The organism is Pseudomonas sp. 313, assembly GCF_000316965.1.
GTDB lineage: Bacteria > Pseudomonadota > Gammaproteobacteria > Pseudomonadales > Pseudomonadaceae > Chryseomonas > Chryseomonas benzopyrenica.
Window position 1 is genome coordinate 33,095 of sequence record NZ_ANBZ01000022.1, and the last position, 26,299, is coordinate 59,393.

Below are 26,299 nucleotides of genomic sequence, written 5' to 3' on the forward strand. Positions count from 1 at the left end.
ACAGCCAAAGGAGAATCTGCCATGCACCTAGATGCCCCCACTCCCCCTCTCGCTCCTCCGCCTCGCGACGCCGCTGCCATCAAGGGCGTGGAACGCCTGGCCTCCGTGGCCGGCGGTGGCTTGCTGCTCAGCCGCGGCCTGGCGCGTGGCGGTCTGCTCGGCCTGCTGACCGGCGCCACCGGCGCCTGGCTGCTGAATCGCGGCCTGCGCGGCCATTGCTCGATCAAGCGCACCCTGACCAAGGTGCGTTTCGAGCGCGACGTCCGCCGTTCGCTGGCCTGGCATTCGGCAGCCTCCCAGACCCGCCGGATCGTCATCGCCCGTCCCCGCGATGAGCTCTATCGCTTCTGGCGTGACTTCTCCAATCTGCCGATCTTCATGCGCCACATCGAACGCGTGGACGTGCTCAACGACCGCTATTCCCACTGGGTGGTCAAGGCGCCCATGGGCCGTTTCGAATGGGATGCCGAAGTCACCGACGACGTGCCGGGCCGCCTGATTGGCTGGCGCTCCTGTGGCTATGCCGGTCTGAACAACCTGGGTTGGGTCAGCTTCGAAGATGTGCCCGGTGGCACCGAGGTGACGGCCGTCATGGCCTACGAACCGCCGGCCGGCCGCCTCGGCCACCTGTTCGCCCGCCTGCTGCGCCGCGACCCTGGCACCCGCATCGCCCAGGACCTGGCCGAGTTGAAGGTGCTACTGGAACGGGCCCACGCCGTCGGCGATCGCTATGGCGCCGTCGAGCGCACCTCGCACATGGAGTCGCCGCTGGGCTGATCTTCGGCTGTACCGCGGCGTCTCGCTCGGGACGCCGCCACCCTCCTCCCAAGCCATTCAGCCTGTACCGGCTTATCTCGTAACGACCCCAAACCCCGCTTTGCGACACCGCGGTGACAACCGGCGTGCAGCCGCTTGCGACGCCTGGAAAATCAATGTTAGCTTTCGAACAACAGAGCAGTTAATGACAACTCGATAACATTGCAGGCTATCCGGTGTGACCAAGCCACTCTTCTTCCAAGCCCTTGAAGGCGCCTTCGCAGACCTTACGCCCACCGGCAAACGCGTCGCGGGCTACCTGTTGGCCAATCCGGAGAAGCTGCCCTTCGAGACCGCCGACAGCATCGCCCAACGCACCAACACCACCGGCATTTCCGTGGGTCGGCTGCTGCGCTCGCTGGGCTATCGCAATCTCGACGACGTCAAGCAGAGCTTGAGAAACGAAGGCCTGGAAGGCTGGCGCATCACCGATCGCTTCAGTGCCTTTCGCCAGCAGAGCGGACGCAGCGACGCCCTGGACCGCTCTCTGGCCGCCGAGCTCGCCGCCATCGAGGACGTCTACCAGCTGGCCCGCGGTCCGGTGTTCGAACAGGTGGTCCAGCAGCTGACCGGTGCGGACGCCGTGTTCATCGCCGGTATCCAGACCACCCGCGGCGTCCTGGGTAGCTTTCACAGCCTGCTGGAATACATCCGCCCCAAGGCCTTCTACGTCGACGGTCTGTCGGGCACCTACGCCGACATCTTCAACAGCGGCTTCGCCCAGCCCTACCTGGTGGTGGCCGACTTTCGCGCCTATTCCAGCGTGACCCGCAAGCTCTGCGAAGCCGCACGCGATGCCCAGCTGCCCATGGCGCTGATCACCGACTACCACTGCCCCTGGGCACGGGATTACCCCGCCGACCTGCTGCAACTGCGCCTGGAAGTCGACCAGTTTTGGGACTCCCTGGCCCCGCTGGCCTGCCTGCTCAACCTGCTGGTGTCAGCGGTGGCGGATCGCTCGGGCGATGCCTTGGAACAGCGTCTGGCCAGCAACCGCGCCCTGCAGCAGCGCTTCGGGCAATTCGAATGAGCGCCGGCACCCCTCTTTACTCCAAGGAAGCATCCCGTACCGTGAACCATCCGGAACTCGTCGAGATCGACGCCCACCACTATGGTGTGGACATCCACCTGGTCTATGCGACCGCCGACAACCTGGCCGGCAAGGTGCTCTACCAGGACGCCCACTGCCTGCTGCACCGGGATGCCGCCGCCCGCCTGCAACGCGCCAGCGCGCTGGCGCAACAGGCCGGTCTGCGCCTGCAGGTGCTGGATGCCTACCGCCCGCCCTATGCCCAGCAACTGCTGTGGCGGGTGCTGCCCGACGCCCAGTACGTGAGCGATCCAGCGCAGGGTTCGCACCACAGCCGCGGCGTGGCCGTGGACGTGACCCTGCTCGACGAGGCCGGTGAACCGCTGGATATGGGTACCGGCTTCGACGACATGCGCGAGCTGTCGCACCTGTTCAATCCGGCGCTGCCCGCTGCCGCCCAGCGCAACCGCCTGCTGTTGCTGGGCATCATGCAGAGCGCCGGCTTCACCTTCATCCCCAGCGAGTGGTGGCACTTCGAACTGCCCGACGCCCGTCGTTATGCGCTGATCGACTACCACCATCTCAGCCAGGAGGAGCTCGCCGCCCTGCTGAACTGATCCTGCCGGCGACCGGGTCATTCGAATCCGGCGCCGCGAGCCCATCGCTCGACCGCCTTGCCCACTGCCGAAACACCCATAAACCCAAACAATCCGAGGTACCGGCATGTTCTCGTCTTCGCGCACCTGCGTTTCATCGGCGTCCCGCGTGCTCGCCCTGGTTTCCCTGCTGGGCCTCGGCGCCTGGCAACCAGCCAGCGCCGCCACCGCGACCGACACCCTGGTCATCGGTAAGCCTGCAGATCTGCAGACCGTCGATCCGGGCGTGACCTTCGATAACAACGACTGGACCGTGACCTATCCGGCCTACCAGCGCCTGATGCGCTACAAGGTGGAAGACGGCAAGGGCAGCACCGACGTCGAGGGCGACCTGGCCAGCGGCTGGACCGTCTCCCCCGACAACCTGGTGTGGACCTTCACCCTGAAGCCCGGCAACAAATTCGACGATGGCAGCGAGGTCACCGCCGAGGCGGTCAAGTTCTCGGTCGAGCGCCTGATGAAGCTCAAGCAGGGCCCGTCCAGCATCTTCCCGGCGGACATGGCGGTGACCGTGGTGGATCCGCAGACGATCAGATTCACCCTGCAGAAGCCCTTCGCTCCCTTCCTCTTCGCCCTGGCCCACGACGGCGCCAGCGTGATCAACCCCAAGGTGGCCAGCACCCACGGCAAGGACGTGGACGCCTGGCTGGCCGGCCATACCGCCGGCTCCGGCGCCTATCGCCTGGCCGCCTGGCAGAAGGGCCAGTCGCTGACCCTGGAGCCCAACCCGCACTACGCCGGCAAGGCGCCCACGCTCAAACAGGTGGTGATCCGCATCATCGCCGAGCCTTCGGTACGGCGCCTGCAACTGGAACAGGGCGATCTGGACATCATCGAGGACCTGCCCGAAGACCAGGTCAAGGCGCTGGCGCAGAAGTCCGGCTTCGTCACCACCGCCTACCCCTCGCTGCGGGTGACCTACCTCTACCTCAACAACAGGCGCGCACCCCTGAACGACGTCAACGCGCGCAAGGCCGTGGTCGACTCCCTCGACTACCAGGGCATCGTCGAAGGCATCGCCATGGGCAAGGCCAAGCTCATGAACGGCCCGATCCCGGACGGCATGTGGGGTCATGATCCAAGCCTGCCAATGCCCAGGCAGGACCTGGAAGCCGCCCAGGCCGCCCTGGGCAAGGCGCCCAAGGTGCGGGAGCTGCAATTCCTCTACTCGGACAAGGATCCGGCCTGGGAGCCCATCGGCCTTACCCTGCAGGCGGGCCTGGGCACCCTTGGCGTCAACCTGAAGATGGAGAAGCTGGCCAACGCCACCTTCCGCGAACGCCTGGGCAAGGGCGACTTCGACGTCGCCATCGGCAACTGGAGTCCGGACTTCGCCGACCCCTATATGTTCATGAACTTCTGGTTCGACAGCACCAATGCGGGACTGGCGGGCAACCGCGCCTTCTACAGCAATCCCAAGGTGGATCAGCTGCTGCGCGACGCCGCCAGCGTCAGTGACGTGGCTCAGCGCAAGGCGCTGTACCAGGAGGCCCAGAAGATCGTGGTGGGCGACGCCGCCTACGCCTACCTCTACCAGAAGGCCTACACGGTGCCGATGCGCGCCGCGGTCAAGGGGTACGTGTTCAACCCCATGCTCGAGCAGGTCTTCAATTTCGCTGCGATGTCCAAGTAAGGGCGACGGGTGCCGGCGCGCTCCGGCACCCGCCTCGCGAGGTATGCCATGGCCTTCTTCCATCTGCTGCGCAAGCAGCTGACCGATATCCTCATCGTGGTGATCGGGGTATCCCTGATCACCTTCGTCATCTCCCACCTGATCCCGGGCGATCCGGCGCGGCTGATCGCCGGCGAGCGTGCCAGCGATGAAATCGTCGCCGGCATCCGTCAGCAGCTGGGTCTGGACCTGCCGCTCTACCAGCAATACTTCCGCTACATGGGGGACCTGCTGCAGGGCGATCTGGGCCAGTCGATCCGCACCCATCGCCCGGTGTTGGAAGACCTCCAGCTGTTCTTTCCGGCCACCCTGGAGCTGGCCCTGGCGGCGCTGCTGCTGTCGATCCTCATTGGCGTACCCCTGGGCGTGCTCTCGGCGGTCTACAACAACCGCTGGATCGATCATATCAGCCGTACCCTGGCGGTGGCCGGCATCTCCACCCCGGCCTTCTGGCTGGGCCTGGGGCTGATCGTGCTGTTCTACGGGCATCTCGGCTGGCTGCCGGGCGGCGGGCGGCTGGACCAGGGGCTGACGCCACCGCCGACGGTGACCGGCTTCTATCTGATCGATACCCTGCTGGCGGGCGATCTCACCGGCTTCGCCAGTGCGGCCAGACACCTGTTGCTGCCGGCGGTGACCCTAGCCTTCGTCAATCTCGGCGTCATCACCCGGCAGATCCGCGGCGCCATGCTCGAACAGCTGGGCGAGGACTATATCCGCACCGCCCGCGCCTATGGCCTGTCGCAGACCACCGTGGTGCTGCGCCACGCGCTGCCCAACGCGCTGATTCCCTCCATCACGGTAATCGGCCTGGCCCTGGGCGACCTGCTCTATGGGGCGGTGCTCACCGAGACCGTGTTCGCCTGGCCGGGCATGGGCGCCTATGTGGTCAAGTCGATCCAGGCGCTGGATTTCCCGGCGGTCATGGGCTTCGCCATCGTGGTGTCCTTCATCTACGTCCTGCTCAACCGCTTCATCGACCTGCTCTACCGGCTGGTCGATCCCCGCATCGGCAAGGTGAACTAGCATGACGACCCTCACCGCTGCGCGCCCCCGCTGGCGCGAGCAGACCGCCTGGCTGGCCTGGCGGATCCGCCGCAATCCGCTGATGCTCACGGGGCTGGTGATCACCCTGCTGGTGCTGCTGTGCATGGTCGCCGCGCCCTGGCTGGCCCCCTATCAGCCCAACGCGCTGAAACTCACCGCCCGCCTGCAGGCACCCAGCGCCCTGCACTGGTTCGGCACCGACGAGGTGGGTCGCGACCTGCTCAGCCGGGTGATCTACGGCAGCCGCCAATCGGTGGGCGTCGGCCTGTTCGTGGCCTTTGCCGCCTGCGCCATCGGCGGCCTGCTCGGCTGCCTGTCGGGCATCGTCGGCGGTGCCTTCGACCGGCTGATGATGCGCCTGATGGACATCATCCTCTCGGTGCCTTCGCTGGTGCTGATCATGGCCCTGGCCGCCGCCCTCGGGCCGAGTCTGTTCAACGCCATGCTGGCCATCACCCTGGTGCGCATCCCCTTCTATGTGCGCCTGGCGCGCGGCCAGACCCTGAGCATCCGCCAACTGGCCTACGTCCAGGCAGCACGCACCTTCGGCGCCGGCAAATGGCACCTGGTGCACTGGCACGTGGCCCGCAACGCCATGCCGCCGCTGCTGGTGCAATTCAGCCTGGACATCGGCAACGCCATTCTCATGGCCTCGGCGCTGGGCTTCATCGGCCTGGGCGCCCAGCCGCCCACCGCGGAATGGGGCGTGATGGTCGCCAGCGGCCGCAATTTCATCCTCGACCAGTGGTGGTACTCGACCTTCCCGGGCCTGGCGATCCTGGTCACCGCCATCGGTTTCAATCTGCTGGGCGATGGCATCCGCGATCTGCTCGATCCTCGCCAAAAGGGCAAATGACATGGGCCAGTCCGTTCTGCACATCGACCAGCTGAATCTGGAATTCCCCGGCTTTCGCAGCAGCGCCAAGGCGCTCAACGGCGTCAGCCTGAGTGTGGCCCCCGGCGAGATCGTCGGCGTGGTGGGCGAATCAGGCTCGGGCAAATCGGTCACCGCCATGCTCACCCTCGGCCTGTTGCCCCCCGGCAGCTACCGGGTCACCGGCGGCAGCGTCAACCTGGTGGGCCACGATATGCTCGCCTTGAGCGAGCGCCAGCTGATGGAAGTACGCGGCCGCGAGGCGGCGATGATCTTCCAGGAGCCGATGACGGCGCTCAATCCGACGCGGCGCATCGGTCGCCAGCTGCTGGACGTAATTCGCCGCCATACCGCGCTGGATGCCGCCCAGGCCCGCGCCAAGGCAATCGAGTTGCTCAAGGACATGCATATCGCCGATCCCGAGCAGATCCTCGAACGCTATCCCTTCGAGCTGTCCGGCGGCATGCGCCAGCGCATCATGATCGCCCTGGCCTTCTCCTGCGATCCGCAGCTATTGATCGCCGATGAGCCGACCACCGCGCTGGACGTCACGGTGCAGCGCCAGGTGCTGCTCCTGCTGCGCGAAAAGGCACGGGCCCGAGGTACCGCCATCCTGCTGATCACCCATGACATGGCCCTGGTCGCGCAATTCTGCGATCGCGTCTATGTGATGTACGCCGGCGGCATCGTCGAACAGGGGGCTACCGCGGCGGTCATGCAGGCACCCCGGCATCCCTATACCCAGGGCCTGCTGGCCTGCCTGCCGGAAAAGGCGGTGCCCGGCAGCGACCTGGCCAGCATCCCCGGACAGGTGCCCAACCTGGCCCAGCTACCTGGCGGCTGCAGCTTCAAGGATCGTTGCAGTCGGCGCCATGAGCGCTGCGAGACGCGCCCCGCACTGCTGCCGACGGACACCCCCGATCACCTGAGCGCCTGCTGGCTGCAGGCGGAGGACGCCCCGGCATGAACACCTTTTCCCCGCCCGCCGTACCACTGCTGGAGCTCAGCGGCATCGAGGTACGTTATCCGGTGGGCCGCGACTGGCTCGGGCGTACCAAGGGCCAGGCCCATGCCCTCAACGGCATCGACCTGCGACTATTTTCCGGCGAGACCCTGGGCGTGCTCGGCGAATCCGGCTGCGGCAAGAGCACCCTGGCCCAGGTCCTGATGGGGCTGGTGGAGCCGGTGAGCGGCTCCCTTCAAGGCTCGGCCCGTGGCGAACGCAACATCCAGATCGTCTTCCAGGACCCCCAGTCCTCGCTGGATCCGCGCCTGCCGGTGTGGAAGCTGATCACCGAGCCGCTGGTGGTGCGGGGTCGCAGCTCCTCTGTCGAATTGCGCGCCCTGGCCGAGCGCCTGGCGGTGCAGGTCGGTATCCGTCCCGAATACCTGGATCGCTACCCGCACCAATTCTCCGGCGGCCAGCGCCAGCGCATTGCCATCGCCCGGGCGCTGTCGTCGGATCCGGACGTCATCATTCTCGACGAGCCCACCTCGGCCCTGGACATCTCGGTGCAGGCGCAGATCCTCAACCTGCTGGCCCAGCTGCAACGCGATCGCGGCCTGACCTTCGTACTGATCTCCCACAACGTCTCGGTGGTGCGCCACTTGGCCGACCGGGTGGCGGTGATGTACCTGGGGCAGATCATCGAGCTGGGGGCGGCGGCAGAGGTGCTGGAGCAGCCCAGCCACCCCTATACCCGACTATTGCTGGAGGCGGTGCCGCGGCTGGATCAGCCGCTCACGGGCAATGCCGCGGCACAGCGCACCGAGCTACCGGGCAACCGAGTACTGCCGACGGGCTGTTTCTTTCGGGATCGCTGTCCGCAGGCGGGCACCGGTTGCGAGCGACCTCAGGCACTGCTGCCAGGTGAGTTGGCGGAGGTACGCTGCCATCGCGCAACAGGCCTGACCGCTCCGCTGCGGACCAGCCCCGCGGCGGTCTGAGGCCGGGATCAGCCCGCGCGAAAGATCAGATAGTCTTCCCAGTCGTCTTCGGCGACCTGGGTTTCGCTGAGCATGCGGCCGGACTGGGAAATGCCGGCCTTGTGCACCGCCTCGGGGTCGTCGCAGATCAGCGGGTGCCATTCCGGCAGGTCCTTGCCTTCGGCCACCAGGCGATAGCCGCAAGTAGGCGGCAGCCAGGCGAACTGGTCGGCCTGGGCCGGGGTGAGCTGGATGCAGTCGGGGACGAAGCGGGTGCGCTCGGCGTAGCGACTGCACTGGCAGGTCTTGAGATCCAGCAGCTTGCAGGCGATGCGCGTGTAATAGACGGCGCCGTCGTCCTCGTCTTCGAGCTTCTGCAGGCAGCACAGGCCACAGCCGTCGCACAGTGACTCCCATTCCTGGGCATCGAGCTGATCGAGGGTCTTGCGCTTCCAGAACGGCTGGGTGATGGCGGCCATGGCAGAGATCGTGGCAAGGAAAGGGGGCGCGCAGTCTAGTGCCGCACGCCGCGAGCGCCAAGCACCGTTCGCGCCCTTGTCGACGCCGCCCGACCGGATTACCGTGCCGGACTCCCCTTTCCTCCCGTGGTGAAGCCATGACCAGCAGCAGCCGTACGCCCCAGTATCCCGTCGATCCCCAGTTCGTCCAGCGCTGGTCGCCCCGCGCCTTCGACCCGGTCGCCATCGAGGAAGAGACCCTGCTCGGTTTCATCGAGGCCGCGCGCTGGGCGCCGTCAGCCTTCAATGCCCAGCCCTGGCGCTTCCTCTATGCACGTCGCGACGACGCCCATTGGGAGCTGTTCCTGTCGCTGATCAGTGAATTCAACCGCGGCTGGGCGCAGCACGCCTCGGCGCTGGTGATCATCCTGTCGAAGACCACCCTGCTGCGCGCCAGCAGTGGCGAGGAAGTCCCCTTCCCCAGCCACAGCTTCGATGCCGGTGCGGCCTGGGCCTACCTGGCACTGCAGGCGACCAATGCGGGCTGGCACGCCCACGGCATGGCCGGGATCGACCGCGAAGGCATCCAGCGCGAACTCAAGGTGCCGGCGGCGTTCAAGGTCGAGCTGGCGGTCGCCATCGGCAAGCTGGGCGACAAGGCCAGCCTGCCGGAGTCCCTGCAGGGGCGCGAGTTGCCCAGTCCGCGCCTGACCGTCGAGGAGCTGGCGGTGGCCGGCCCCTATACCTTCGACTGAGCGGCCAACTCGACGGCGCCACGCAGGGGCTGCCCCTGTTGCAGGCGCTGGAGATTGTCGAGAAACAACCGGACCGCCGCCGCCGGCGGCGTGGGCCCGGCGACATGGGCGGTGAGGTGCAGGTTGGGCGTCCGCCAGAAAGGGTGCTCGGCCGGCAACGGCTCCTGACGGAACACGTCGAGCACCGCCCCGGCCAGCTGCCCGCTCTCCAACGCGGCGATCAGCTCGGCGTCCACCACGCTGGTGCCGCGTCCGGCATTGATGAACAAGGCACCTGCAGGCAAGGCGGCGAAGAAATCCGCATCGTAGAGATCCCGGGTGCTGCCGCTGTCCGGCAACAGATTGACCACGAAGTCCGCATCCCGCGCCACCTGGCGCAGTTCCGCGAGCGGCACCACCCGGGCAAAGCCAGGCAAGGTTCGTGCACTGCGGGCGACGCCGGTGAGGATCATGCCGAACGGCGCGAACAGGCGGGCGATGTCCTGGCCGATGTCTCCCGCCCCGACCAGCAGCAGACGCCGCCCGGATAGGGTGCCCGGCGCCCGGGTGTCCCAGTGCCCCTCGCGTTGGCTGAGCTGACGCGCGGCCACCTGGCGCTCATGCTGCAACAGATAGGTCAGGACGTATTCGCCGATGCTCTGGCCGAACAGCCCTACTGCTCTGCTGAAGCGATAATCGTCTGGCAGGTCCGCCGCCAGCAACGGCGCATAGCCGGCCCAGGTGGATTGCAGCCAGAGCGGCTTGACGCCCTCGCGCAGCAGGGCTGCGGCACGATCCGGCTGGCCGAGCCAGTAGCATGGCCGCTGGGCAAGACGCACGGCCTCGACCGGGTCCGCCAGCACCTGCAGTTCCAGCTCCGGCGCCAATTGGCGCCAGGCCTCGACATAGCCGGCCGCCGCGTCTTCCAGCAGCAGGACGGCGGTCATAGCGGATCGTTGAGACGCAGCAGTTCTTCGGGCAGGTGCTCGATGTAGTCGTCGCGCTCCAGCTCCGGCGGTGGCATCTGCAGGTGATAGCCCTGCTTGGCGATGTTCTCGAGGACCTTGGCGACGTCTTCCCGGGCCAGCGTGCGCTGCGGGGTGAGCACGAACTCGAAGGCCAGTGCCGGAGGCCCGAAAGCCGCGAGCAAGCCTTCAGGGACCAGAGTCAGGCCCTTGAGCTTGTCGACATAGAGGTACATTTCCGGCTTGCGCGGGCTTCGGTAGATGGAGCACAGCAGTTTCATGGGGTGTCTTCCAGGGGCGCCGGCGGAGTGCGCTGCGCCTGCAGGTGATCGAGAAGGGCCTGGCCGAAGCGTTCGCGGCGCCAACCGCGCAGGTTCGCCGGCAGTTGGTAGTCGCCATCGGGCCAACCGGTGAGCAGCAAGGCTTCGAGCACCTTCTTGCGCAGCATCAGTTCCGGCGCCATGCCCAGGGCCTCGGCATCGCGTTCGCCAATGGCACGCAAGGCCTTGAGCAGCGACGACGCCTCGTGGGGCAAGGGCTCGGCCTGCAGCTCTGGCCATTGGTCAGCCGGGGTGGCCGCACCTTCGGCGATCAGCGCCAGCAGGGTATCGCCGTCCTGGCGCACGGTGCGCGGGTGCATGTCGTCGATGCGCGCCAGGGCCTGCTTGTCGGTCGGCTGGAAACGCGCCAGCGGCCACAGCGAGCGTTCGCGCAGGACATGGTTGCGCGGCTGATCGCGCTCGCGGGCACTGACCTCGCGCCAGTGGCAGAGCACCCGCAGCACCGCCAACTGCTGGCGCGACAGGCGCCAGGCCAGCTTGACGTCGCGGTAGGCTTCCCAGGGATCGCTGATGCGCCGCAGATTGGCGACCAGTTCAGCGCCATCTTCCAGTAGCCAGGTGCGCCGCTGATCATCCAGACGCGCGTTCAGGTAGTGGTAGACGTCGACCAGATAGGTCACGTCGGCTGCCGCGTAGCGCTCCTGCAACGGCGTCAGCGGCCGTTGCAGCCAGTCGGAGCGGGTCTCGTCCTTGGGGATGTCGATCTTGAGCACTTCGGCGACCAGCCGCGAATAACCCATGGAATGGGCCAGCCCCAGATAGGCCGCCGCCAGCTGGGTGTCGTACAGCGGCTGCGGCAGGCTGCCGGTCAGGCGCAACAACACTTCCAGGTCTTCGCTGCAGGCGTGCAGCACCTTGACCACCGCCGGGTCCTCCAGCAGCGCGGCGAAAGGCGTCCAGTCACCGATGCACAGGGGATCGACCAGGTAGGCCTTTTCGCCGTCGCCGATCTGGATCAGACCGGCCTTGGGATAGAAGGTGTCGACCCGCATGAATTCGGTGTCGAGGGCGATGAAGGGCAGGGTCTGGCACCGCGCGCAGAGGGCGGCCAGCGCCGCGTCGTCGCGGATCCAGTGAGGGGCAGAAGTCAAGGGCGCACTCCGAACAGATGAGCCGACAGTATAAGCCACCCGGGCCGGTTCTTCGGTGCCGCTTGACGCCCCTGTCACACACTGGGAAGCGTGGCATTCAGCGGCTTTCCAGGCGGGTTCGTCGGATGAACGCCTGATGACCGCCCCGAACCAAACGTGACCGAATAGTTTTTTTTGTATTCGCAAGCAGGGCCTGCTAAAAGCTGAGTGTGCGCAGGTACTCACTCGGACTTGGGAATCCGCGGAGGTAAGCGCTTCTCGCCTTTCAATGGAGCTGCAAGAGCATGAAAACAATAAAACTGACCCTACTTGCATTGGCCGTTTCGAGCGCTTCCGGCTATGCCCTGGCGAACGGTCTGGCTATCAACGAACAGAGTGTCAGCGGGATGGGTACCTCCTTCGCCGGACGCTCTTCCTCCGCGCAGGACGCTTCCACCATCTATGGCAACCCGGCCGGCATGTCGCGCCTGGGCCGCGAGGTGTCCCTGGGTGGCGCCTACATCCACGCCAAGATCGACATCAAGGACGCCAGTGGTCGCTACGCCAACGGCCAGGCCGTGCAGGGCAGCAACGACGGCGACATGGTGCCCAACTCGGTGGTGCCCTTCGGCTACTTCGTGACCCCGGTGGATGACCGCCTGCACTTCGGCCTGGGTGTATATGTCCCCTATGCGCTGATCAGCAACTACGAGCACGCCTTCCAGGGTCGCTACCAGGGTCAGGCGAGCAAGGTGGAAGTCATCACCATCCAGCCCACCGTCAGCTACAAGATCACCGACAAGGTGTCCATCGGCTTCGGTCCGACCATCAACCGCATCGAAGGCAAGCTCAACAGCAACGTCAACTTCGGCAGCACCCAGGATGGCCAGGTCAAGATCGATGGCGACGACACCGCCTATGGCTTCAACGTCGGCCTGCTCGCGGACCTGACCGATGACCTGACCTTCGGCCTGACCTACCACTCCAAGGTCACCTACAAGCTCAAGGGCAACACCGAGGTGACTGGCGCCAACAGCCAGGCCAGCCCCATCACCAACGCCCTGGTCAGCCGCCTCAATGGCAAGTATGACGCCAGCCTCAACATCACCCTGCCGGAAAGCAGCGACGCCTCCTTCACCTATCGTCTTAACAACGACTGGACGATGTACGCCGGCGCCACCTGGACCCGCTGGAGTCGCCTGAAGTCGATCGACGTGGAGAACGAGGGCACCCCCACCCTGCCGGTGCTGGGCTCGCCCTTGGCAACCGTGACGGAAGAGCTCAACTGGAAGGACACCTGGTCCTACGCCATCGGCGCGGCCTATCAGCTGAATCCCCAGTGGGTGCTGCGTGCCGGCATGGCCATCGACCCCTCCCCGGCGGACAACGGCAACCGCAACGTGCGCATCCCGGTGGGCGATCGCAAGACCTTCTCGGTGGGCGCAGGCTGGTCGCCGACCAAGGACATGACCATCGATGTGGCCTATGCCTATCTCTGGGAAGACGATGTGTCGATCAATCGCCCCGCTACCTCGACCAAGGCAGGCTACAGCGCCAAATACGACAACAGCGCCCACGGCCTGGGTGCCCAGCTGACCTACCGCTTCTAAGAGCGCCAGGGTCCGTCTGCCGAAGCCGCCGCCAGGCGGCTTCGTGCTTTCTGGGATATTGATCGCGCGTCAGCCGCCCCGCTCGGCGAAGGGCTTTGCCTTTCGTCTACGCCCTGAGTTCCCAGTAACCCTGCTCCTGCTCGGCGTACCAGCGCTGGAAGTCTTCCAGCGACAGGGCGCCGGCCACCAACTGGCCCTGGATCTGGTCGCAGCCGAGCTCGGTAAGGACCTGCAGCGCCTGGGGGGTCTCCACGCCTTCGGCCACCACCCGCAGGCCACGCAACTGGCCCAGCTGGACCAGCAGCCTGATCACCTCCTGATCGCCGGGTAGCTGGCAGTGCTCGATGAATTGCCGATCGATCTTCAGCTCGTCGATGGGAAAGCTGCTCAGGCAGGCCAGCGAGGAATGCCCGGCGCCGAAGTCGTCCAGCGACAATTCGAAGCCCATGGCCTTGAGCTGGCGCAGGCAGTCGAGCACCTGTACCGGATTGCTCATGGCCCGGGACTCGGTGATCTCCAGGCAGAAGCCGGCGGCCACGGCACCCGTCTCGTCCAGCAGCCGGCCGATGCGGGCGATGAAGGCTGGGTGCTCGAGGTCCAGCAGCGACAGATTGACGTTGAGTTTGAGGGCACCTAGCTGCCGCTCGCGCTGCAGGTGCATGCAACGTTCCAGTACCCAGAGCGTGATGTCGCAGATCTTGCGGCTCTGTTCGGCGATGCCGACGAAGGCGTCCGGCTTGAGCAGGCCCAGTTCCGGATGCTGCCAGCGGATCAAGACTTCGGCGCCCTCGACCCGGCCATCCGGCAGCGCGATCTTGGGTTGCAGATAGAGCCGCAACTGGTCGTGATCCACGGCGAGGTCCAGGGCATCGAGCATGGCAATGCCGAGCTGCCGCTGGCGCTCCTGGTCCGGATCATGGAAGGCGAAGGGCAGCTGCCGCCGACGCGCATCTTGCAGGGCGGTCTCGGCGTTGGCCAGCAGGGCTTCGGCGCTGGTGCCGTGTTCGGGGTAGCAGGCGATGCCGAAGGTGATGCGCAGGGATACCCGCTGATTGCCACTGACGAAGGGTTTCTCCACTAGGTTGCGCAGCGACAGCAGCGCCGCCTCCGCCGAGGCGCCGTCGAACCAGGGCAGCAGCAGGACGAAGGTGTCGGCGCCGATCCGCGCCACGCCGTTCTCTTCCGGCGCCGCGACCCTTAGCCGGCGGGCCAGATGACGCAGGATCTTGTCGCCGCCCTCCTGGCCAAGCAGTTCGTTGATGTTACGGAAGTTCGCCACGTCCAGCAGCAAGACGGCGAAACGCCCGGCTGCGGCGCGCTCGATGCGCTGGCGGATCTCCAGGACCAGCCGCACCTGGTTGGGCAGGCGGGTGAGCATGTCACGAAAGGCCAGCTGGCTGATGCGCCGCTCGCGCGCGGCGAGGGCGGCGCCCATCTGGTTCATGGCGCGACCCAGCCGGCCGACCGGGTCCCGCCCTTCCTTGAGGCCCAGTTGATAGTCGCCATCGGCGATGCGTTCGGTGGCCTGCCCGAGGCGGGCCAGATAGCGGTTGAGGGCGCCTGCCAGTATTCGACTGACCAACGCCCCCAAGGCAAAGATGATCGCGCCTATCAGCAGCGAATCCAGCAGAGCCGACTGCTCTGCCGCTGCTATTCCTTCCATGAACATGTCCGCCCCTATGACGACTGCTTGCCCGTCCTGCCCGGGAATGGCCAGGAACAGGGAACGGAAACTGCCAAAGTTATCCTGGTATTCCGCGAAACGAGGTTGATGATCGGCAAACACGGCGCCGAGTTCCGGCGGGGCCTGATCGTAGAGCTGGCGATAGTCGCCGAAGTAGCCAACGCGGATTTCTTCCTCGTTGGCCGAATCCATGATGAAGCGAAAGCTCGAACCGTCCTTGACGAAGGCATAGAGCGACGCCAGCCCGGCCTTGCGGGCATAGCGATCCAGGGTGATCAGGGTTCGCTGGTAGCGTTCGGGATCGGCCTGGGCCGGATCCTGCAATTGGGCGAGATAGTCCTCGCCGAGAATTTCCGGCAGCGCCAGGGCCGCGCTCATCAAGCGATAGTCGATGCTCTGGCTGCTGGCATCGCGGGCCTGGCGATAGCTGTGCAGGGTAAACAACAGGGTGCCCAGGGCATCCACCAGGATGAACGCCAGAAAGAAGGTGGCGAACAGGCTGCGCGGTTTGAGGCTGAGCCGCGACGCGGGGGCGACTTCCCGGGGCGAGGCGGCGCTTTGGGGCGCATCGGGCATTGGGGCTCCTTGTCCAGTTGACGACGACTCCCTCTGGATCCGCACGTGCCGAGGTGGCTTCGCTGGGCGCGCAACCAGGCGCCTTCTTAACGGTTTAACCAGGGTCGTTCAAGGACGGAGGTCGCAAAATCCCGGGTATCTCACGCTTGGGTCGATTTTTCAGCCCAGCGACAGGGCCAGCGCGACCAGCACCCCGCTCTCGGCGAGCTCCAGCAGCGCTCCGGCGGTATCGCCGGTGGTGCCGCCGAGACGCTGGCGCAGGGCACGACGCACCAGCAGCGCGACCATGGCGGTCACCAGCAGCGCGGTCACGCCCTGGGGTAGCAGGACCATACCAATGGCCCCCAGCAGCAGCACTCCCTTGAGCGCAGTCCGCGGCAGGTGGCGACTGAGCAGATCGCCGAGGCCACCGGGGCGCACATAGGGCGTGGTCAGCAACAGCCAGGGCAGCGCCAGGCGACCGGCCAGCGGCGCCAGCCACAGGCCAGCCGGCGCATGCGGTAGCAGGACGACCAGGGCGCTCCACTTGAGCAGCAGGGTCAACAGCAGCGCCAGCACGCCCATGGGGCCGCAGGCCGGATCCTTCATGATGGCCAGGGTCCGCTCGCGATCGCCAAAGCCGCCGATCCAGGCATCTACCGTGTCGGCCAGGCCATCCAGGTGCAGGCCGCCGGTGAGGATCACCCAGCCGGCCAGCACCAGCGCCGCCTGCAGGAAGACGCCGCCCGCCGCGCTCAACCAGGCGATCAGGCTCAGGAGCGCGCCCAGCAGCAAGCCCACTGCGGGATACCAGAGCACCGAGCGGCCGACGGCCTCGGCGGGCGGCAGGCCGGGCAGCCGGATCGGCAGGCGCGTGAGAAACTGCACGGCGATCAGCAGCGGCAGTGGCATCAGCTCTCCTCCAGCGCCAGTGGCTGCAGGGTCGCATAGGGCGCCTCGACCTGCAGCAGGTCCTTGGCCGCCAGACCGCGCTGGCGAGCCAGCAACAGGCGGATGACGCCGCCGTGGGTGACGAGCAGGCTGCGCCGCCCGTGCAGGCGTGGACGCCAGCGCGCCACCGCTCCCAGCACTCGTTCGGCGAAGGCGGCCACGGGTTCACCGCCAGGGGGGGTATAGGCATAGGGATCGGCCCAGAACAGCCCCAGGGCCTCGGCCTGGTCCTGCATGAGCTCCGCGGCGCTATGGCCTTCCCAGGCGCCGAAATCCAGTTCGCGCAGATCCGCCTCCACCATCAGTTCGGTGCCCTGCTCCGCCGCCAGCCACTCGGCGAAGCGCGCGCAGCGTTGCTGCGGCGACGTCAGGATGAGTTCGAACGGTGGCTGCGCGGCAACGGCGGCGCGCATTTGCTTCCACCCCTGTTCCGACAGTGGCGGATCGAGGCGTCCACGAAAGCCTTCGGGGCCCTCGGTGACGCCATGGCGCAGCAGCCAGCAATCAGTCATGGGCGCGACTGGAGACACTGGCTTCGGCGAAGGTGGCCATCTCGCTGTGCAGGCGGCAGGACAGTTGCAGCAGGGGAACCGCCAGGGCCGCGCCACTGCCTTCGCCGAGGCGCAGGCCGAGATCCAGCAGGGGTTCGCCGCCCAGGGCCAGCAACACCGCCGCATGACCGGGCTCGGCGCCGCAATGGGCGAACAGTAGCCAGTCGCGGGTGTCGGGTTGCAGGTGCTGGGCACAGAGCGCGGCCACCGAGCAGATGAAGCCGTCCACCAGGGTCGGCAGGCCCTGCTGGGCACAGGCCAGGTAGGCGCCGGTCAGGGCCGCCAGCTCGAAACCGCCCAGGCGGCGCAAGAGTTCATAGGGATCCTGCAGGGTATCGCCATGGCGCAACAGGGCGCGCTGGATGACCGCCACCTTGCGCGCCACGCCATCGGCGTCCAGCCCGGTCCCGGGTCCGGCCAGGGCCAGCGGCGAGGTATCGAGTAGCACGCTGGCCAGGGCGCTGGCGGCGGTGGTGTTGCCGATGCCCATCTCGCCACCGATGAAGAGGTCGGCGCCCCCGGCGCAGGCACGCAGGACGGCGTCGCGACCGGCCTGCAGCGCGGCCTGGCACTGGTCATGGGTCATGGCCGGGGTCAGGGTGAAGTTGGCTGTACCGCGTCCGAGCGGCAGGTCGATGACGCCGGGCAAGGCTTCCAGGGGCGTGACGGTGCCCAGGTTGATGACTTCCAGGGCCGCGTCCAACTGCCGGGCGAGCACGCTGATGGCCGCGCCGCCGCGCACGAAGTTGCGCACCATCTCGGCGGTCACGGACTGCGGATAGGCCGAGACGCCCTCCTCCACCACCCCGTGATCACCGGCGAAGACGGCGATGGCGGTGCGCTGCAGCAGCGGCCGGGGCGTACCCTGCAGGGCGGCCAGCTGGATGGCCAGCACCTCCAGATCGCCGAGCGAACCGCTCGGCTTGGTCAATACCGTCTGCCGCTGGCGTGCGGCTTCGGCCGCAGCGGTATCGGGTTGGCGGCAGGGTCCTTGCCACCAGGGCATGCTCATAGCGGGGTTCCTTTGAGGGTCAGGGGGAGACCGGCGACGGTCAGCACCACGCGCTCGCAGCGCGCGGCAAGGGCCTGGTGCAATTCGCCGGCGGCATCGACATAGCGCCGGGTCAGCTCGCCCAGGGGGACGACGCCCAGCCCGGTCTCGTTGCTGACGAAGATCAGGCGACCAGGCAACTGTGGCAAGGCGTCGAGCAGCTGGGTGCAGGCTTGCTCAAGGCGTCGAGGATCGTCGAGCAAGAGCAGATTGGTCAGCCAGAGGGTCAGGCAATCCACCAGCAGGCAGGCATCCGGCGCCGCCAGAGCCTGCAGGCGTTCGGCCAGCGCCAGAGGTTCTTCCACCAGCGCCCAGTGCGCCGGCCGGCGGGCGGCATGACGTTCGATGCGCCGCGCCAGTTCGGCGTCGCTGCCGCCAGCGGTGGCGATATAGGTGACGGCAAGGCCGGACTCGGCGGCCAAGCGCTCGGCCAGGGCGCTCTTGCCGGAGCGAGCGCCACCGAGGATGAATTCGCGCATCTAGAGCTCGCAGAGGGCGCGCAGGCGCCCGGTGTCCAAATGATGTTCGACCAGATCGGCCAGGCGCTCCAGATCCCGTTCGCGCAGAGCGTGGTAGTCCAGTTGCTGGGGTTCGGCGAGACCCCCCCAGCGCAGCAGGGCAACGCTGGCGGCGGGCGACTCGAACAGGCCGTGCAGGTAGGTGCCCAGCACCTGGCCGTCGTCGCTGAGGCTGCCATCGACGCGACCATCGGCGAAGCGCAGCACAGGACGCGCCAGCGCCGCGCCCTGGCTGACACCGGCATGAATCTCATAGCCCGCGACCTCGGCCGCGCCTTCGCACAGCCAGCCGTGCACGTTGCGCAGCTGCTTTTCCGCCGCCAGTTCGGTGGTCATGGCCAAGAGGCCCAGACCGGCGCTGTCGCCGGGCGTGCCCTCCAGGCCGAGGGGATCGGCGATCCGCTCGCCGAGCATCTGGAAGCCGCCGCAGATGCCCAGCACCCGCCCGCCGTATCTCAGGTGACGGGCGATGGCCTTGTCCCAGCCCTGGGCGCGGAGGAAGGCGAGATCGCTACGCACGCTCTTGGAGCCGCCCAGGATGATCAGATCCGCTGCGGGCAGTTCCTCGCCCTGGCGGACGAAGAGCAGCTCCACCTGGGGATGCAGGCGCAAGGGATCGAAGTCGGTGTGATTACTCAGCCGCGGCATCACCGGTACCGCCACCCGCAGCCGCGGACCTTGCTTGGCGACCTGGCCGGTGGCCAGGCGATCCTCGGCTTCCAGGTGCAGGTCGTGCAGATAGGGCAACACGCCCATTACCGGCTTGCCGGTGCGGGCTTCGAGCCAGTCCAAGCCCGGCTGCAGCAGGGCCAGGTCGCCGCGAAAGCGATTGATGATGAAGCCGGCGACGCGCGCCTGCTCGCTGGGCTCGAGCAGGTCCAGGGTGCCGACCAGATGGGCGAAGACGCCGCCACGGTCGATGTCGGCCACCAGCAGCACCGGGCAGTCCACCGCCTCGGCGAAGCCCATGTTGGCGATGTCGCCCTGGCGCAGGTTGATCTCGGCCGGCGAACCGGCGCCCTCCACCAGTATTACCTGATAGCCCTCGGCCAGTCGGGCATGGGAGGCCAGCACCGCCTCCCGGGCTATCGGCTTGTAGGCGTGATAGGCCTTGGCGTCCATGCTGGTGACGGCACGGCCATGGATGATCACCTGGGCACCGACATCGGTATTGGGCTTGAGCAGCACCGGATTCATGTCGGTATGGGGCACCAGGCCACAGGCTTGGGCCTGGACCGCCTGGGCGCGGCCGATCTCGCCGCCATCGGCAGTCACGGCGCTGTTGAGCGCCATGTTCTGCGGCTTGAAGGGCACCACGGCCACGCCCTGGCGATAGAGCCAGCGGCACAGGGCGGCCACCAGGGTGCTCTTGCCGGCGTCGGAGGTGGTGCCCTGCACCATCAGCGTACTCATAGGGGGCTCCGGTAACCGGCCAGACCGGCGTCCAGCCGCTGCCAACCCGACTCGTCGCCGGGCAGGCCGACTCTCAGGGCGCCAAGCGCGGGGAACAGGCGGGTCAGGATGGCCTGGCGGGCCAGGTGTTCATGCAGGGCTGCGGCATCGGGACGCCGCAGCAATTGAAACAGGGCACAGCCGCCGCTGGGTGCCAGGGCGTGTCGGACGAGCAACGCGGCCAGGCGCTCGCCCGCTTGCAGCAGCGCCTCGCGCTGACGCTGCTGGCCCTGCTGATCGGCCAGCAGTTGCCGGGCCAGATAGCGGCTGGGGCCGTTCACCGTCCAGGGCCCGAGGTGCTCGTCGAGGCGCGCCAAGAGTGCTGGTGCCGCCAGCACGAAGCCCAGGCGCATCCCGGCCAGCCCAAAGAACTTGCCAAAGGAGCGCAGGACGATCAGCCCGGGCAGATCGCTGAAAGGCGCCAGACTCGCCGCCGGAGTGGGATCCATGAAGGCCTCGTCCACCACTAGCCAGGCGCCGCGGCGTTCGAGCCGGGCGTGCCAGTCCAGCAGGCGGGCTGGCGACAGGCGCTGCCCGGTGGGATTGTTGGGATTGACCACTACCACAACATCCAGCTGGTCGAGGTGGGTCGCGATCTGATCTTCGCCCCACTCCAGCACCTCGTGCCCGGCGCGTTGCCAGGCCAGGGCGTGCTCGGCATAGCAGGGTGCCAGCACCGCGACCCGCGCGGGCGGGCGCAGGGTCGGCAGCGCCTGGATGGCCGCCTGGGAGCCGGCCACTGGCAACAGCGCGGCGGCCCGGTAACAGGCACAGGCAGCTTCCACCAGGCCATCGTCGGGCTCCGGCAGCCGGGCCCAGGCGCTGGCGGGAATTTCCGGCAGCGGCCAGGCCCAGGGGGCCAGACCGGTGGACAGATCCAGCCAGTCGGTCAGGGGAATGTCGTAGGTGCGCGCCGCGCGCCTCAGGCGACCGCCGTGCTCAAGCAAGCAGCAGCCCTCCCAGGGCGATCAGCAGGGTCCACAGCCAGGCACCGCGCCGCACCAGCTTGAGGGCGCGGGTGATGGCCAGGAAGGTCGGCGCCGGACCGCGACCCAGCACCGGGCGCTCGTGCCATTCGCCATGGTAGCGGGCCGCGCCGCCGAGGCTCACGCCCAGGGCGCCGGCACCGGCCGCCATCACCGGGCCGGCGTTGGGGCTGTCCCACAGCGGTGCCTGGGTCCGCCAGCTTTCGATGGCGCTCCAGAAGCGACCGAGGCCGGCATAGGTCAGGGCCACCAGGCGCGCGGGGATATAGTTGAGAACATCGTCCAGCCGCGCCGCGGCCCAGCCGAAACGCTCCAGGCGCGGCGTGCGATAGCCCCACATGGCGTCCAGGGTATTGGCCAGGCGATAGAGCACCACGCCTGGCGCCCCCAGCAGGGCGAACCAGAACAAGGCGGCGAAAACGGCGTCACTGCCATTCTCCAGCACCGATTCGGTGGCGGCGCGGGCCACGGCGGTCTCGTCCAGCTCGCCCGTTTCGCGACTGACCAGGTAACCGACGCGACGACGCGCCTCGGGCAGATTGTTGCGTTGCAGGGCACGCGCTACCGGTTCGGCATGCTCGCCCAGACTGCGCAGTCCCACCGCCAGGTACAGCGCCAGGGGCTGGATGATCCAGGCCAGCCAGCCGATCTGGCAGAGCAAGGCGGTGAGCAGCACCCAGGGCAGCACCGCCAGGCTCCAGGCCATCACCCCATGACTGCGCCAACCGCGGCCACCGGGATTGAAACGGGCTTCCAGGCTGTCGGCCAGGCGCCCGAACAGCACCAGAGGATGGGCACGGCGGGGTTCGCCGAACAGCAGGTCGAGCAGCATGCCGACGACGACCGCGAAGGCCAGCATCATGGCTTCTGGCCCCAGCGATTCTCGAAGACCAGTTCCTCCAGCGGCCGCCCCTGACGCCAGCCCTCCTCTTCCAGCATGGGTCGCGGATAGAAAGCCTCCACCGGCCCCAGGCAGAGGATGGCCGCCGGCTGGGAGCCTTCGGGCATCTCCAGCAGGTTGCGCACGGCTTCCGGTTCGAATAGCGACACCCAGCCCATACCGAGGCCTTCGCAGCGCGCCGCCAGCCAGAGATTCTGGATGGCGCAGGACAGCGAGGCGAGGTCCATTTCCGGGAGGGTGCGGCGACCGAAGACATGGGCTTCGCGGCCGTCCATGAGGGCCGCCACCAGCACCTCGGCGCAATCGAGGATGCCCTGCACCTTGAGCTTCATGAAGTCGTCGCTGCGCTCGCCGAGCGCTTCGGCGGTGGCGCAACGTTCTTCCTCCACCAGCTCGTGCAGGCGCTGGCGCAGGGCTGGATCGCTGATGCGCAGGAAGCGCCAGGGTTGCATCAACCCGACACTGGGGGCCTGGTGCGCAGCACCCAGCAGCCGGGCCAGTTGTTCGGGAGGTACCTCGCCACCGCAGAAATGGCGCATGTCGCGGCGCTCGGCGATGGCTCGGTAGACGGCGGCTTGTTCGGCGGGAGTATAGGGGGTCGTGGTCACGGCTTGAGCATCGCGGCGGCCGCGGCGGGTGCCGACGGCATGTAGAAGTGAATATAGCTGGCGGTGAGGCGACCGTCGCGGTAGACCGCCTCGGCGACCGCCTTGCCATTGGGGCACAGCCCGCGCGCCCAGGGCGCCTCGGGCGATTCCAGGGCGGAGTGGTGATAGGTGTGACCGCGCAAGGTGCCCTGCTCGAATTCCACCGATTGCAGCGCCAGCGCCGTCAGGCGCGCCTGCATCCGCGCGCTGCCGGGCAGCAGCCCGAGCAGGCTGGCGGATTCGCCGGCCTTGTCAGTGAGTTCGTCGAGCAGATAGAGCATGCCGCCGCACTCGGCGAGGATCGGCTTGCTGGCGGCGTGATGGGCGCGGATAGCCGCGCGCATGCCCAGATTGTTGGACAACGTCTGCAGGTGCAGCTCGGGATAGCCGCCGGGCAGATAGAGGCTGTCCACCTCCGGCAGCGCCGGGTCGGCGAGCACGGAGAAGAACTGGAGTTCGGCACCGAGGCTGCGCAGCAGATCCAGATTGGCCTGGTAGATGAAGGCCAGGGCCGCATCGCGGGCCACGCCGATGCGCACCCCCGCCAGCAGCGGCTCGACCACGGCCGGTTCCGGCGCGGCGAAGGCCACCGGCGGCGGCAATTCGATGTCGGAACTGGCACCCAGGGCGTCGGCCGCCATGTCTAGGCGGCGATCCAGGTCGGTAACCTCGTCAGCCTGGATCAGCCCCAGGTGACGACTGGGCAACTCGATGCCGGCATCGCGCGGCAGGCTACCGAAGAAGGTCATGCCCGCCGGCAGGCTGCCGCGGATCAACTGGGTCTGCCGCGGACTGCCACTGCGATTGGCCAGCACCCCGGCGAAGGGCAGGCTCGGCCGATAGTGGGCCAGGCCATAGGCCAGGGCACCAAAGGTCTGCGCCAGGCCCGCGGCGTCGATCACTCCCAGCACCGGTACGCCGAAGCGCTCGGCCAGGTCCGCCGCCGACGGCTGCCCGTCGAACAGCCCCATGACGCCTTCGATGAGGATGAGGTCCGCCTCCGCCGCCGCTTCCCACAGCAGGCGCCGGCTCTCGGCCTCGCCGATCATCCACAGATCGAGCTGGTAGACCGGTGCGCCGCTGGCGCGGGCCAGGATCATCGGATCGAGAAAGTCCGGGCCGCACTTGAACACCCGCACCCGCCGCCCCTGGCGGGCATGCAGCCGGGCCAGGGCGGCGGTGACGCTGGTCTTGCCCTGACCGGAGGCAGGGGCGGCGATCAGCAGCGCCGGGCAGTGTCGCGTATCCCCTACCATTCGATGCCCTGCTGGGCGCGTACGCCGGCCTGGAAGGCATGCTTGACCAGACTCATGTCGGTCACGGTGTCGGCGGCCTCGATCAGCGCCGGCGGGGCGCCACGGCCGGTCACCACCACGTGCTGATGAGCTGGACGCCCGGCCAGATCGGCCAGCACCTGATCGACGTCCAGATAGCCGTGCTTGAAGGCGATGTTGAGTTCATCCAGCAGTACCAGGCCGATGGCTGGATCGCGCAGGAGCTCCACCGCCACTGTCCAGGCGGCAGCGGCCGACTGCAGGTCGCGGGCGCGGTCCTGGGTGTCCCAGGTGAAGCCCTCGCCCATGACGTGGTAACGCACCTCGTCGGGGAAGCGCTTGAAGAAGAGTTGCTCGCCGGTGTCGCGACGGCCCTTGATGAACTGCACCACGCCCACCTGCATGCCATGGCCGAGGGCGCGCGCCGCCATGCCGAAGGCGGAGCTGCTCTTGCCCTTGCCGATGCCGGTATGCACCAGCAGCAGGCCACGCTCGTCCTGGGCGTCGGCGATCCGGGCGTCGATCACCACCTTCTTGCGCACCATGCGCGCGCGGTGGCGTTCGTCGCGCTCGGGACTGGTCGAATCGGGGGTGTCGGTCATGGGGCGGTTCTCCAGGTGCGGGCGCGGCGGAGAAACGGGCAGAGACGCCACCCGCGCAAGGCAGATGGCGACGCCGCGCGAAGCCCTCCGCATCGCCGAGATGAGCGCAAGCGTGGCCGGTCTCCGGGCTGGTGAGCCGATGCCTGGCGGCATCCGCCGCGCCCCTTCCCGGCCAGGGCCAGTGGGCATCGCGCAGCTACTGCTCAACTACCGTTGCGGGGGCAGCGCCGGCTCGACCGGCTTCCCTGTTTCACCCCGCTCTAGGCGGGGCACCACGTGCAAGGGCGCAGGGTACGGACTAGCCGGGAGAGCGTCAATCGATCGCACCCGCCGAACTCGGCGGCGAGCGGACGGGTCCACCCTAAGCACCCACCGCCAGGAGCTACTGGATGAACGATGCCACCCTCGCCGCCTGCATCAAGGCCTGCCTCGACTGCGCCGCCGCCTGCGAAACCTGCGCCAGCGCCTGCCTGGGCGAAGCCAATCTGGACATGATGCGCGACTGCGTCCGCCTGGATCGCGATTGCGCCGACGCCTGTCGCCTGGCCGCCACCTTCATGCAGCGGGATAGCGATCGCGTCGCCGAAGCCTGCGTCCTGTGCCTGGCCACCTGCCGTGCCTGCGCCGCCGAATGTGGCAAGCACAAGGCCGATCACTGCCAGGCCTGCGCTCGGGCCTGTGAAGCCTGCGCCGATGCCTGCGCGGCCATGGCCGCCTGAACCCCTTACCGCGCTGATACCCGCCCGATCCGGTCCGGCCGCTGACGCAGCGCCGGATGCAGGGCGGTGCCCAGGCCCGGTGCGGTTGGCGGTAGCAGCCAGCCCTGCTCCAGTACCGGCAGCTCGGTGACCAGCTCACGATAGAAGCCCGCCAGATAGGCTCGCACCACTTCCTGAAAGATGGCATTGGCTGAGGCCAACCCCAGATGCAGCGAGGCCATCAGCACCACCGGTCCGGTGCAATCGTGCGGGGCGATGGGCTTCTGATAGGCCTCGGCCAAGGTGGCGATCTTGCGTGCCTCGCTCAACCCACCGCACCAGGACAGGTCCACCATCACATAGTCCAGCGCATCGGCCGCCAGCAGATCGCGGAAGGCACCGCGCATCGCCAGGGTCTCGCTGCCGCAGACCGGAATGCCCGCCAGCCGCCGGAAATCCGCCAACCCCTGAACGTGATCCATCTTGATCGGATCTTCCGCCCAGAAGATGTTGTAGTCCTTGAGTGCTCGGGCGATCTGCAGGGCGCAGGTCGGATTCCACAAGGAATGGAATTCGCACATCACCTCGATGCCATCGCCGACCGCCTCCCTGATGCGCGCAAAGGGCTCCAGACCCTGGCGCAAGTCGGTGCTGGATAGATACTGGCCGCCACTGGCCAGGGCGAAGGCATCGAAGGGCCAGATCTTCATGGCGGCAAACCCTTCGTCCATCAGGCTCTGGGCCAGTTCGCCCGGGTTTTCCACCGCCGCCACCTGATCGTCGTAGCGCCCGGCCACGCGGGCCTCGCCCTTGGCGATCAACCGGCGCTGCTCACCACCGGTATTGAAGTTGGGACTGGCGCAGGTGTTGTAGGCGCGCATCCGCTCGTGGACCTGGCCACCCAGCAGCTGATGGATGGGCACGCCCATAGCCTGGCCGAACAGGTCCCAGAGGGCGATGTCCAGCGCCGAAGCCGCTCGGGTTTCCACGCCGCTGCCGTTGAAGCCCAGATAGCCACGCAGCAGCGCCCGGCTGTGGGCTTCAATCTGTAGGGGATCGCGACCCAGCAGCAGCGGCGCGCAAAGCGAGTGGATCTGCGCCTCCACCGCTTCGGCGCCGCGAAAGGTCTCACCCAGACCAACCAGACCGCTGTCGGTATGGATCTCCACCCAGAGCAGATTGGGCAATTGCGTGAGCCTGGTGGTTTCGATACGAGTGATGCGCATGGCG

27 protein-coding genes and 1 riboswitch are annotated in these 26,299 nt (G+C 67.5%); of the genes, 11 read left to right on the forward strand and 16 right to left on the reverse strand.

Annotation, left to right across the window (positions count from 1 at the left end; translation table 11 throughout):
* Positions 1-21 precede the first annotated feature (21 nt).
* From C722_RS0101765 to C722_RS0101800, 8 genes are all read left to right on the forward strand, one after another.
* Positions 22-777, forward strand: coding sequence for an SRPBCC family protein (locus tag C722_RS0101765; RefSeq protein WP_017638844.1), 756 nt, complete (start codon positions 22-24; stop codon positions 775-777).
* Between the two features lie 217 nt (positions 778-994).
* On the forward strand, positions 995-1,846 hold the full coding sequence (locus C722_RS0101770) for a MurR/RpiR family transcriptional regulator (protein ID WP_017638845.1): 852 nt from the start codon (positions 995-997) through the stop codon (positions 1,844-1,846).
* Positions 1,847-1,887: 41 nt separating this feature from the next.
* Positions 1,888-2,463, forward strand: a complete 576-nt coding sequence (ddpX, locus tag C722_RS0101775; RefSeq protein ID WP_017638846.1) for a D-alanyl-D-alanine dipeptidase — start codon at positions 1,888-1,890, stop codon at positions 2,461-2,463.
* Positions 2,464-2,569: 106 nt separating this feature from the next.
* Positions 2,570-4,135, forward strand: a complete 1,566-nt coding sequence (locus C722_RS0101780; protein ID WP_026083576.1) for an ABC transporter substrate-binding protein — start codon at positions 2,570-2,572, stop codon at positions 4,133-4,135.
* Positions 4,136-4,183: 48 nt separating this feature from the next.
* Entirely contained in the window at positions 4,184-5,200 is a 1,017-nt protein-coding gene (locus tag C722_RS0101785; protein ID WP_017638848.1) for an ABC transporter permease, read from the forward strand.
* A 1-nt stretch (position 5,201) separates the two neighbouring features.
* Positions 5,202-6,077, forward strand: a complete 876-nt coding sequence (ddpC, locus tag C722_RS0101790; RefSeq protein ID WP_017638849.1) for a D,D-dipeptide ABC transporter permease — start codon at positions 5,202-5,204, stop codon at positions 6,075-6,077.
* A 1-nt stretch (position 6,078) separates the two neighbouring features.
* A complete protein-coding gene (locus C722_RS0101795; protein WP_017638850.1) occupies positions 6,079-7,062 on the forward strand; it encodes an ABC transporter ATP-binding protein in 984 nt (327 codons plus the stop codon).
* Positions 7,059-8,042 (forward strand): oligopeptide/dipeptide ABC transporter ATP-binding protein, encoded by a 984-nt coding sequence (locus tag C722_RS0101800; protein ID WP_017638851.1) that lies wholly within the window; start codon positions 7,059-7,061, stop codon positions 8,040-8,042. Before C722_RS0101795 ends, C722_RS0101800 begins: the two co-directional genes overlap by 4 nt.
* Before the next feature lie 8 nt (positions 8,043-8,050).
* On the opposite strand, the gene C722_RS0101805 is transcribed toward C722_RS0101800, so the two are convergent.
* The gene (locus C722_RS0101805; protein ID WP_007159211.1) at positions 8,051-8,500 is read right to left on the reverse strand and encodes a YcgN family cysteine cluster protein; all 450 of its coding nucleotides are present in this window, start codon (positions 8,498-8,500) and stop codon (positions 8,051-8,053) included.
* A gap of 137 nt (positions 8,501-8,637) precedes the next feature.
* Between C722_RS0101805 and C722_RS0101810 the strand changes: the two genes are divergently transcribed.
* A complete protein-coding gene (locus tag C722_RS0101810) occupies positions 8,638-9,234 on the forward strand; it encodes a nitroreductase family protein (RefSeq protein ID WP_017638852.1) in 597 nt (198 codons plus the stop codon).
* Here the strand turns inward: C722_RS0101810 and C722_RS0101815 are convergent.
* From C722_RS0101815 to rnd, 3 genes are read right to left on the reverse strand one after another with little or no spacing between them, the layout of a single operon-like run.
* Positions 9,219-10,160, reverse strand: coding sequence for a D-2-hydroxyacid dehydrogenase (locus tag C722_RS0101815; RefSeq protein ID WP_017638853.1), 942 nt, complete (start codon positions 10,158-10,160; stop codon positions 9,219-9,221). The two genes, C722_RS0101810 and C722_RS0101815, sit on opposite strands and share 16 nt — an antisense overlap.
* A complete protein-coding gene (locus tag C722_RS0101820) occupies positions 10,157-10,459 on the reverse strand; it encodes a YcgL domain-containing protein (RefSeq protein ID WP_017638854.1) in 303 nt (100 codons plus the stop codon). Before C722_RS0101820 ends, C722_RS0101815 begins: the two co-directional genes overlap by 4 nt.
* Positions 10,456-11,610 carry a ribonuclease D gene (rnd, locus tag C722_RS0101825; protein ID WP_017638855.1) on the reverse strand — a complete coding sequence of 385 codons (1,155 nt, stop codon included), beginning with the start codon at positions 11,608-11,610 and terminating at the stop codon, positions 10,456-10,458. The genes C722_RS0101820 and rnd overlap by 4 nt, the downstream gene beginning before the upstream one ends.
* 284 nt (positions 11,611-11,894) lie before the next feature.
* Between rnd and C722_RS0101830 the strand changes: the two genes are divergently transcribed.
* Entirely contained in the window at positions 11,895-13,199 is a 1,305-nt protein-coding gene (locus tag C722_RS0101830; protein ID WP_026083577.1) for an OmpP1/FadL family transporter, read from the forward strand.
* 106 nt (positions 13,200-13,305) lie between these two features.
* Here C722_RS0101830 and C722_RS0101835 read toward each other — a convergent pair whose 3' ends face one another.
* The 11 genes from C722_RS0101835 to cobO all read right to left on the reverse strand — a co-directional run bounded on the left by C722_RS0101835 (position 13,306) and on the right by cobO (position 24,371).
* A complete protein-coding gene (locus tag C722_RS0101835; protein WP_017638857.1) occupies positions 13,306-15,459 on the reverse strand; it encodes a bifunctional diguanylate cyclase/phosphodiesterase in 2,154 nt (717 codons plus the stop codon).
* A 159-nt stretch (positions 15,460-15,618) separates the two neighbouring features.
* Positions 15,619-16,350 (reverse strand): adenosylcobinamide-GDP ribazoletransferase, encoded by a 732-nt coding sequence (locus C722_RS0101840; RefSeq protein ID WP_017638858.1) that lies wholly within the window; start codon positions 16,348-16,350, stop codon positions 15,619-15,621.
* Entirely contained in the window at positions 16,350-16,901 is a 552-nt protein-coding gene (locus C722_RS0101845; RefSeq protein ID WP_017638859.1) for a histidine phosphatase family protein, read from the reverse strand. The genes C722_RS0101840 and C722_RS0101845 overlap by 1 nt, the downstream gene beginning before the upstream one ends.
* Positions 16,894-17,952: a nicotinate-nucleotide--dimethylbenzimidazole phosphoribosyltransferase gene (cobT, locus tag C722_RS0101850; protein WP_017638860.1), complete on the reverse strand. Its 1,059-nt coding sequence runs from the start codon at positions 17,950-17,952 to the stop codon at positions 16,894-16,896. Before cobT ends, C722_RS0101845 begins: the two co-directional genes overlap by 8 nt.
* Entirely contained in the window at positions 17,949-18,470 is a 522-nt protein-coding gene (cobU, locus tag C722_RS0101855; RefSeq protein ID WP_017638861.1) for a bifunctional adenosylcobinamide kinase/adenosylcobinamide-phosphate guanylyltransferase, read from the reverse strand. Before cobU ends, cobT begins: the two co-directional genes overlap by 4 nt.
* Positions 18,471-19,922: a cobyric acid synthase gene (locus C722_RS0101860; protein ID WP_017638862.1), complete on the reverse strand. Its 1,452-nt coding sequence runs from the start codon at positions 19,920-19,922 to the stop codon at positions 18,471-18,473.
* The gene (gene cobD / locus C722_RS0101865; RefSeq protein ID WP_017638863.1) at positions 19,919-20,908 is read right to left on the reverse strand and encodes a threonine-phosphate decarboxylase CobD; all 990 of its coding nucleotides are present in this window, start codon (positions 20,906-20,908) and stop codon (positions 19,919-19,921) included. Before cobD ends, C722_RS0101860 begins: the two co-directional genes overlap by 4 nt.
* Positions 20,901-21,809 carry an adenosylcobinamide-phosphate synthase CbiB gene (gene cbiB / locus C722_RS0101870; protein WP_026083578.1) on the reverse strand — a complete coding sequence of 303 codons (909 nt, stop codon included), beginning with the start codon at positions 21,807-21,809 and terminating at the stop codon, positions 20,901-20,903. The genes cobD and cbiB overlap by 8 nt, the downstream gene beginning before the upstream one ends.
* Entirely contained in the window at positions 21,806-22,456 is a 651-nt protein-coding gene (gene bluB / locus C722_RS0101875; protein ID WP_017638865.1) for a 5,6-dimethylbenzimidazole synthase, read from the reverse strand. The genes cbiB and bluB overlap by 4 nt, the downstream gene beginning before the upstream one ends.
* Complete coding sequence (locus tag C722_RS0101880) at positions 22,453-23,751, reverse strand: cobyrinate a,c-diamide synthase (RefSeq protein WP_017638866.1); 1,299 nt, start codon at positions 23,749-23,751, stop codon at positions 22,453-22,455. Before C722_RS0101880 ends, bluB begins: the two co-directional genes overlap by 4 nt.
* Entirely contained in the window at positions 23,745-24,371 is a 627-nt protein-coding gene (cobO, locus tag C722_RS0101885) for a cob(I)yrinic acid a,c-diamide adenosyltransferase (RefSeq protein ID WP_017638867.1), read from the reverse strand. Before cobO ends, C722_RS0101880 begins: the two co-directional genes overlap by 7 nt.
* A 96-nt stretch (positions 24,372-24,467) precedes the next feature.
* Positions 24,468-24,663: riboswitch (cobalamin riboswitch) on the reverse strand.
* 97 nt (positions 24,664-24,760) lie between these two features.
* On the opposite strand from cobO, the gene C722_RS0101890 reads away from it, so the two are divergent.
* Positions 24,761-25,090, forward strand: a complete 330-nt coding sequence (locus C722_RS0101890; protein ID WP_017638868.1) for a four-helix bundle copper-binding protein — start codon at positions 24,761-24,763, stop codon at positions 25,088-25,090.
* A gap of 5 nt (positions 25,091-25,095) precedes the next feature.
* On the opposite strand, the gene C722_RS0101895 is transcribed toward C722_RS0101890, so the two are convergent.
* Positions 25,096-26,295, reverse strand: coding sequence for a mandelate racemase/muconate lactonizing enzyme family protein (locus C722_RS0101895; RefSeq protein WP_017638869.1), 1,200 nt, complete (start codon positions 26,293-26,295; stop codon positions 25,096-25,098).
* Positions 26,296-26,299: the final 4 nt, after the last annotated feature.

Coding starts and splice junctions, on each gene's coding strand:
- C722_RS0101895 (WP_017638869.1), bottom strand. CDS start 26,295: ATGCGCATCACTCGTATCGAAACCACCAGGCTCACGCAATTGCCCAAT.
- C722_RS0101860 (WP_017638862.1), bottom strand. CDS start 19,922: ATGAGTACGCTGATGGTGCAGGGCACCACCTCCGACGCCGGCAAGAGC.
- C722_RS0101785 (WP_017638848.1), top strand. CDS start 4,184: ATGGCCTTCTTCCATCTGCTGCGCAAGCAGCTGACCGATATCCTCATC.
- C722_RS0101880 (WP_017638866.1), bottom strand. CDS start 23,751: ATGGTAGGGGATACGCGACACTGCCCGGCGCTGCTGATCGCCGCCCCT.
- C722_RS0101840 (WP_017638858.1), bottom strand. CDS start 16,350: ATGCCACTGCCGCTGCTGATCGCCGTGCAGTTTCTCACGCGCCTGCCG.
- cobO (WP_017638867.1), bottom strand. CDS start 24,371: ATGACCGACACCCCCGATTCGACCAGTCCCGAGCGCGACGAACGCCAC.
- C722_RS0101820 (WP_017638854.1), bottom strand. CDS start 10,459: ATGAAACTGCTGTGCTCCATCTACCGAAGCCCGCGCAAGCCGGAAATG.
- C722_RS0101800 (WP_017638851.1), top strand. CDS start 7,059: ATGAACACCTTTTCCCCGCCCGCCGTACCACTGCTGGAGCTCAGCGGC.
- C722_RS0101835 (WP_017638857.1), bottom strand. CDS start 15,459: ATGCCCGATGCGCCCCAAAGCGCCGCCTCGCCCCGGGAAGTCGCCCCC.
- C722_RS0101780 (WP_026083576.1), top strand. CDS start 2,570: ATGTTCTCGTCTTCGCGCACCTGCGTTTCATCGGCGTCCCGCGTGCTC.
- ddpC (WP_017638849.1), top strand. CDS start 5,202: ATGACGACCCTCACCGCTGCGCGCCCCCGCTGGCGCGAGCAGACCGCC.
- C722_RS0101830 (WP_026083577.1), top strand. CDS start 11,895: ATGAAAACAATAAAACTGACCCTACTTGCATTGGCCGTTTCGAGCGCT.
- C722_RS0101845 (WP_017638859.1), bottom strand. CDS start 16,901: ATGACTGATTGCTGGCTGCTGCGCCATGGCGTCACCGAGGGCCCCGAA.
- cbiB (WP_026083578.1), bottom strand. CDS start 21,809: ATGATGCTGGCCTTCGCGGTCGTCGTCGGCATGCTGCTCGACCTGCTG.
- C722_RS0101765 (WP_017638844.1), top strand. CDS start 22: ATGCACCTAGATGCCCCCACTCCCCCTCTCGCTCCTCCGCCTCGCGAC.
- C722_RS0101815 (WP_017638853.1), bottom strand. CDS start 10,160: ATGACCGCCGTCCTGCTGCTGGAAGACGCGGCGGCCGGCTATGTCGAG.
- cobU (WP_017638861.1), bottom strand. CDS start 18,470: ATGCGCGAATTCATCCTCGGTGGCGCTCGCTCCGGCAAGAGCGCCCTG.
- C722_RS0101810 (WP_017638852.1), top strand. CDS start 8,638: ATGACCAGCAGCAGCCGTACGCCCCAGTATCCCGTCGATCCCCAGTTC.
- cobT (WP_017638860.1), bottom strand. CDS start 17,952: ATGAGCATGCCCTGGTGGCAAGGACCCTGCCGCCAACCCGATACCGCT.
- C722_RS0101795 (WP_017638850.1), top strand. CDS start 6,079: ATGGGCCAGTCCGTTCTGCACATCGACCAGCTGAATCTGGAATTCCCC.
- C722_RS0101805 (WP_007159211.1), bottom strand. CDS start 8,500: ATGGCCGCCATCACCCAGCCGTTCTGGAAGCGCAAGACCCTCGATCAG.
- C722_RS0101890 (WP_017638868.1), top strand. CDS start 24,761: ATGAACGATGCCACCCTCGCCGCCTGCATCAAGGCCTGCCTCGACTGC.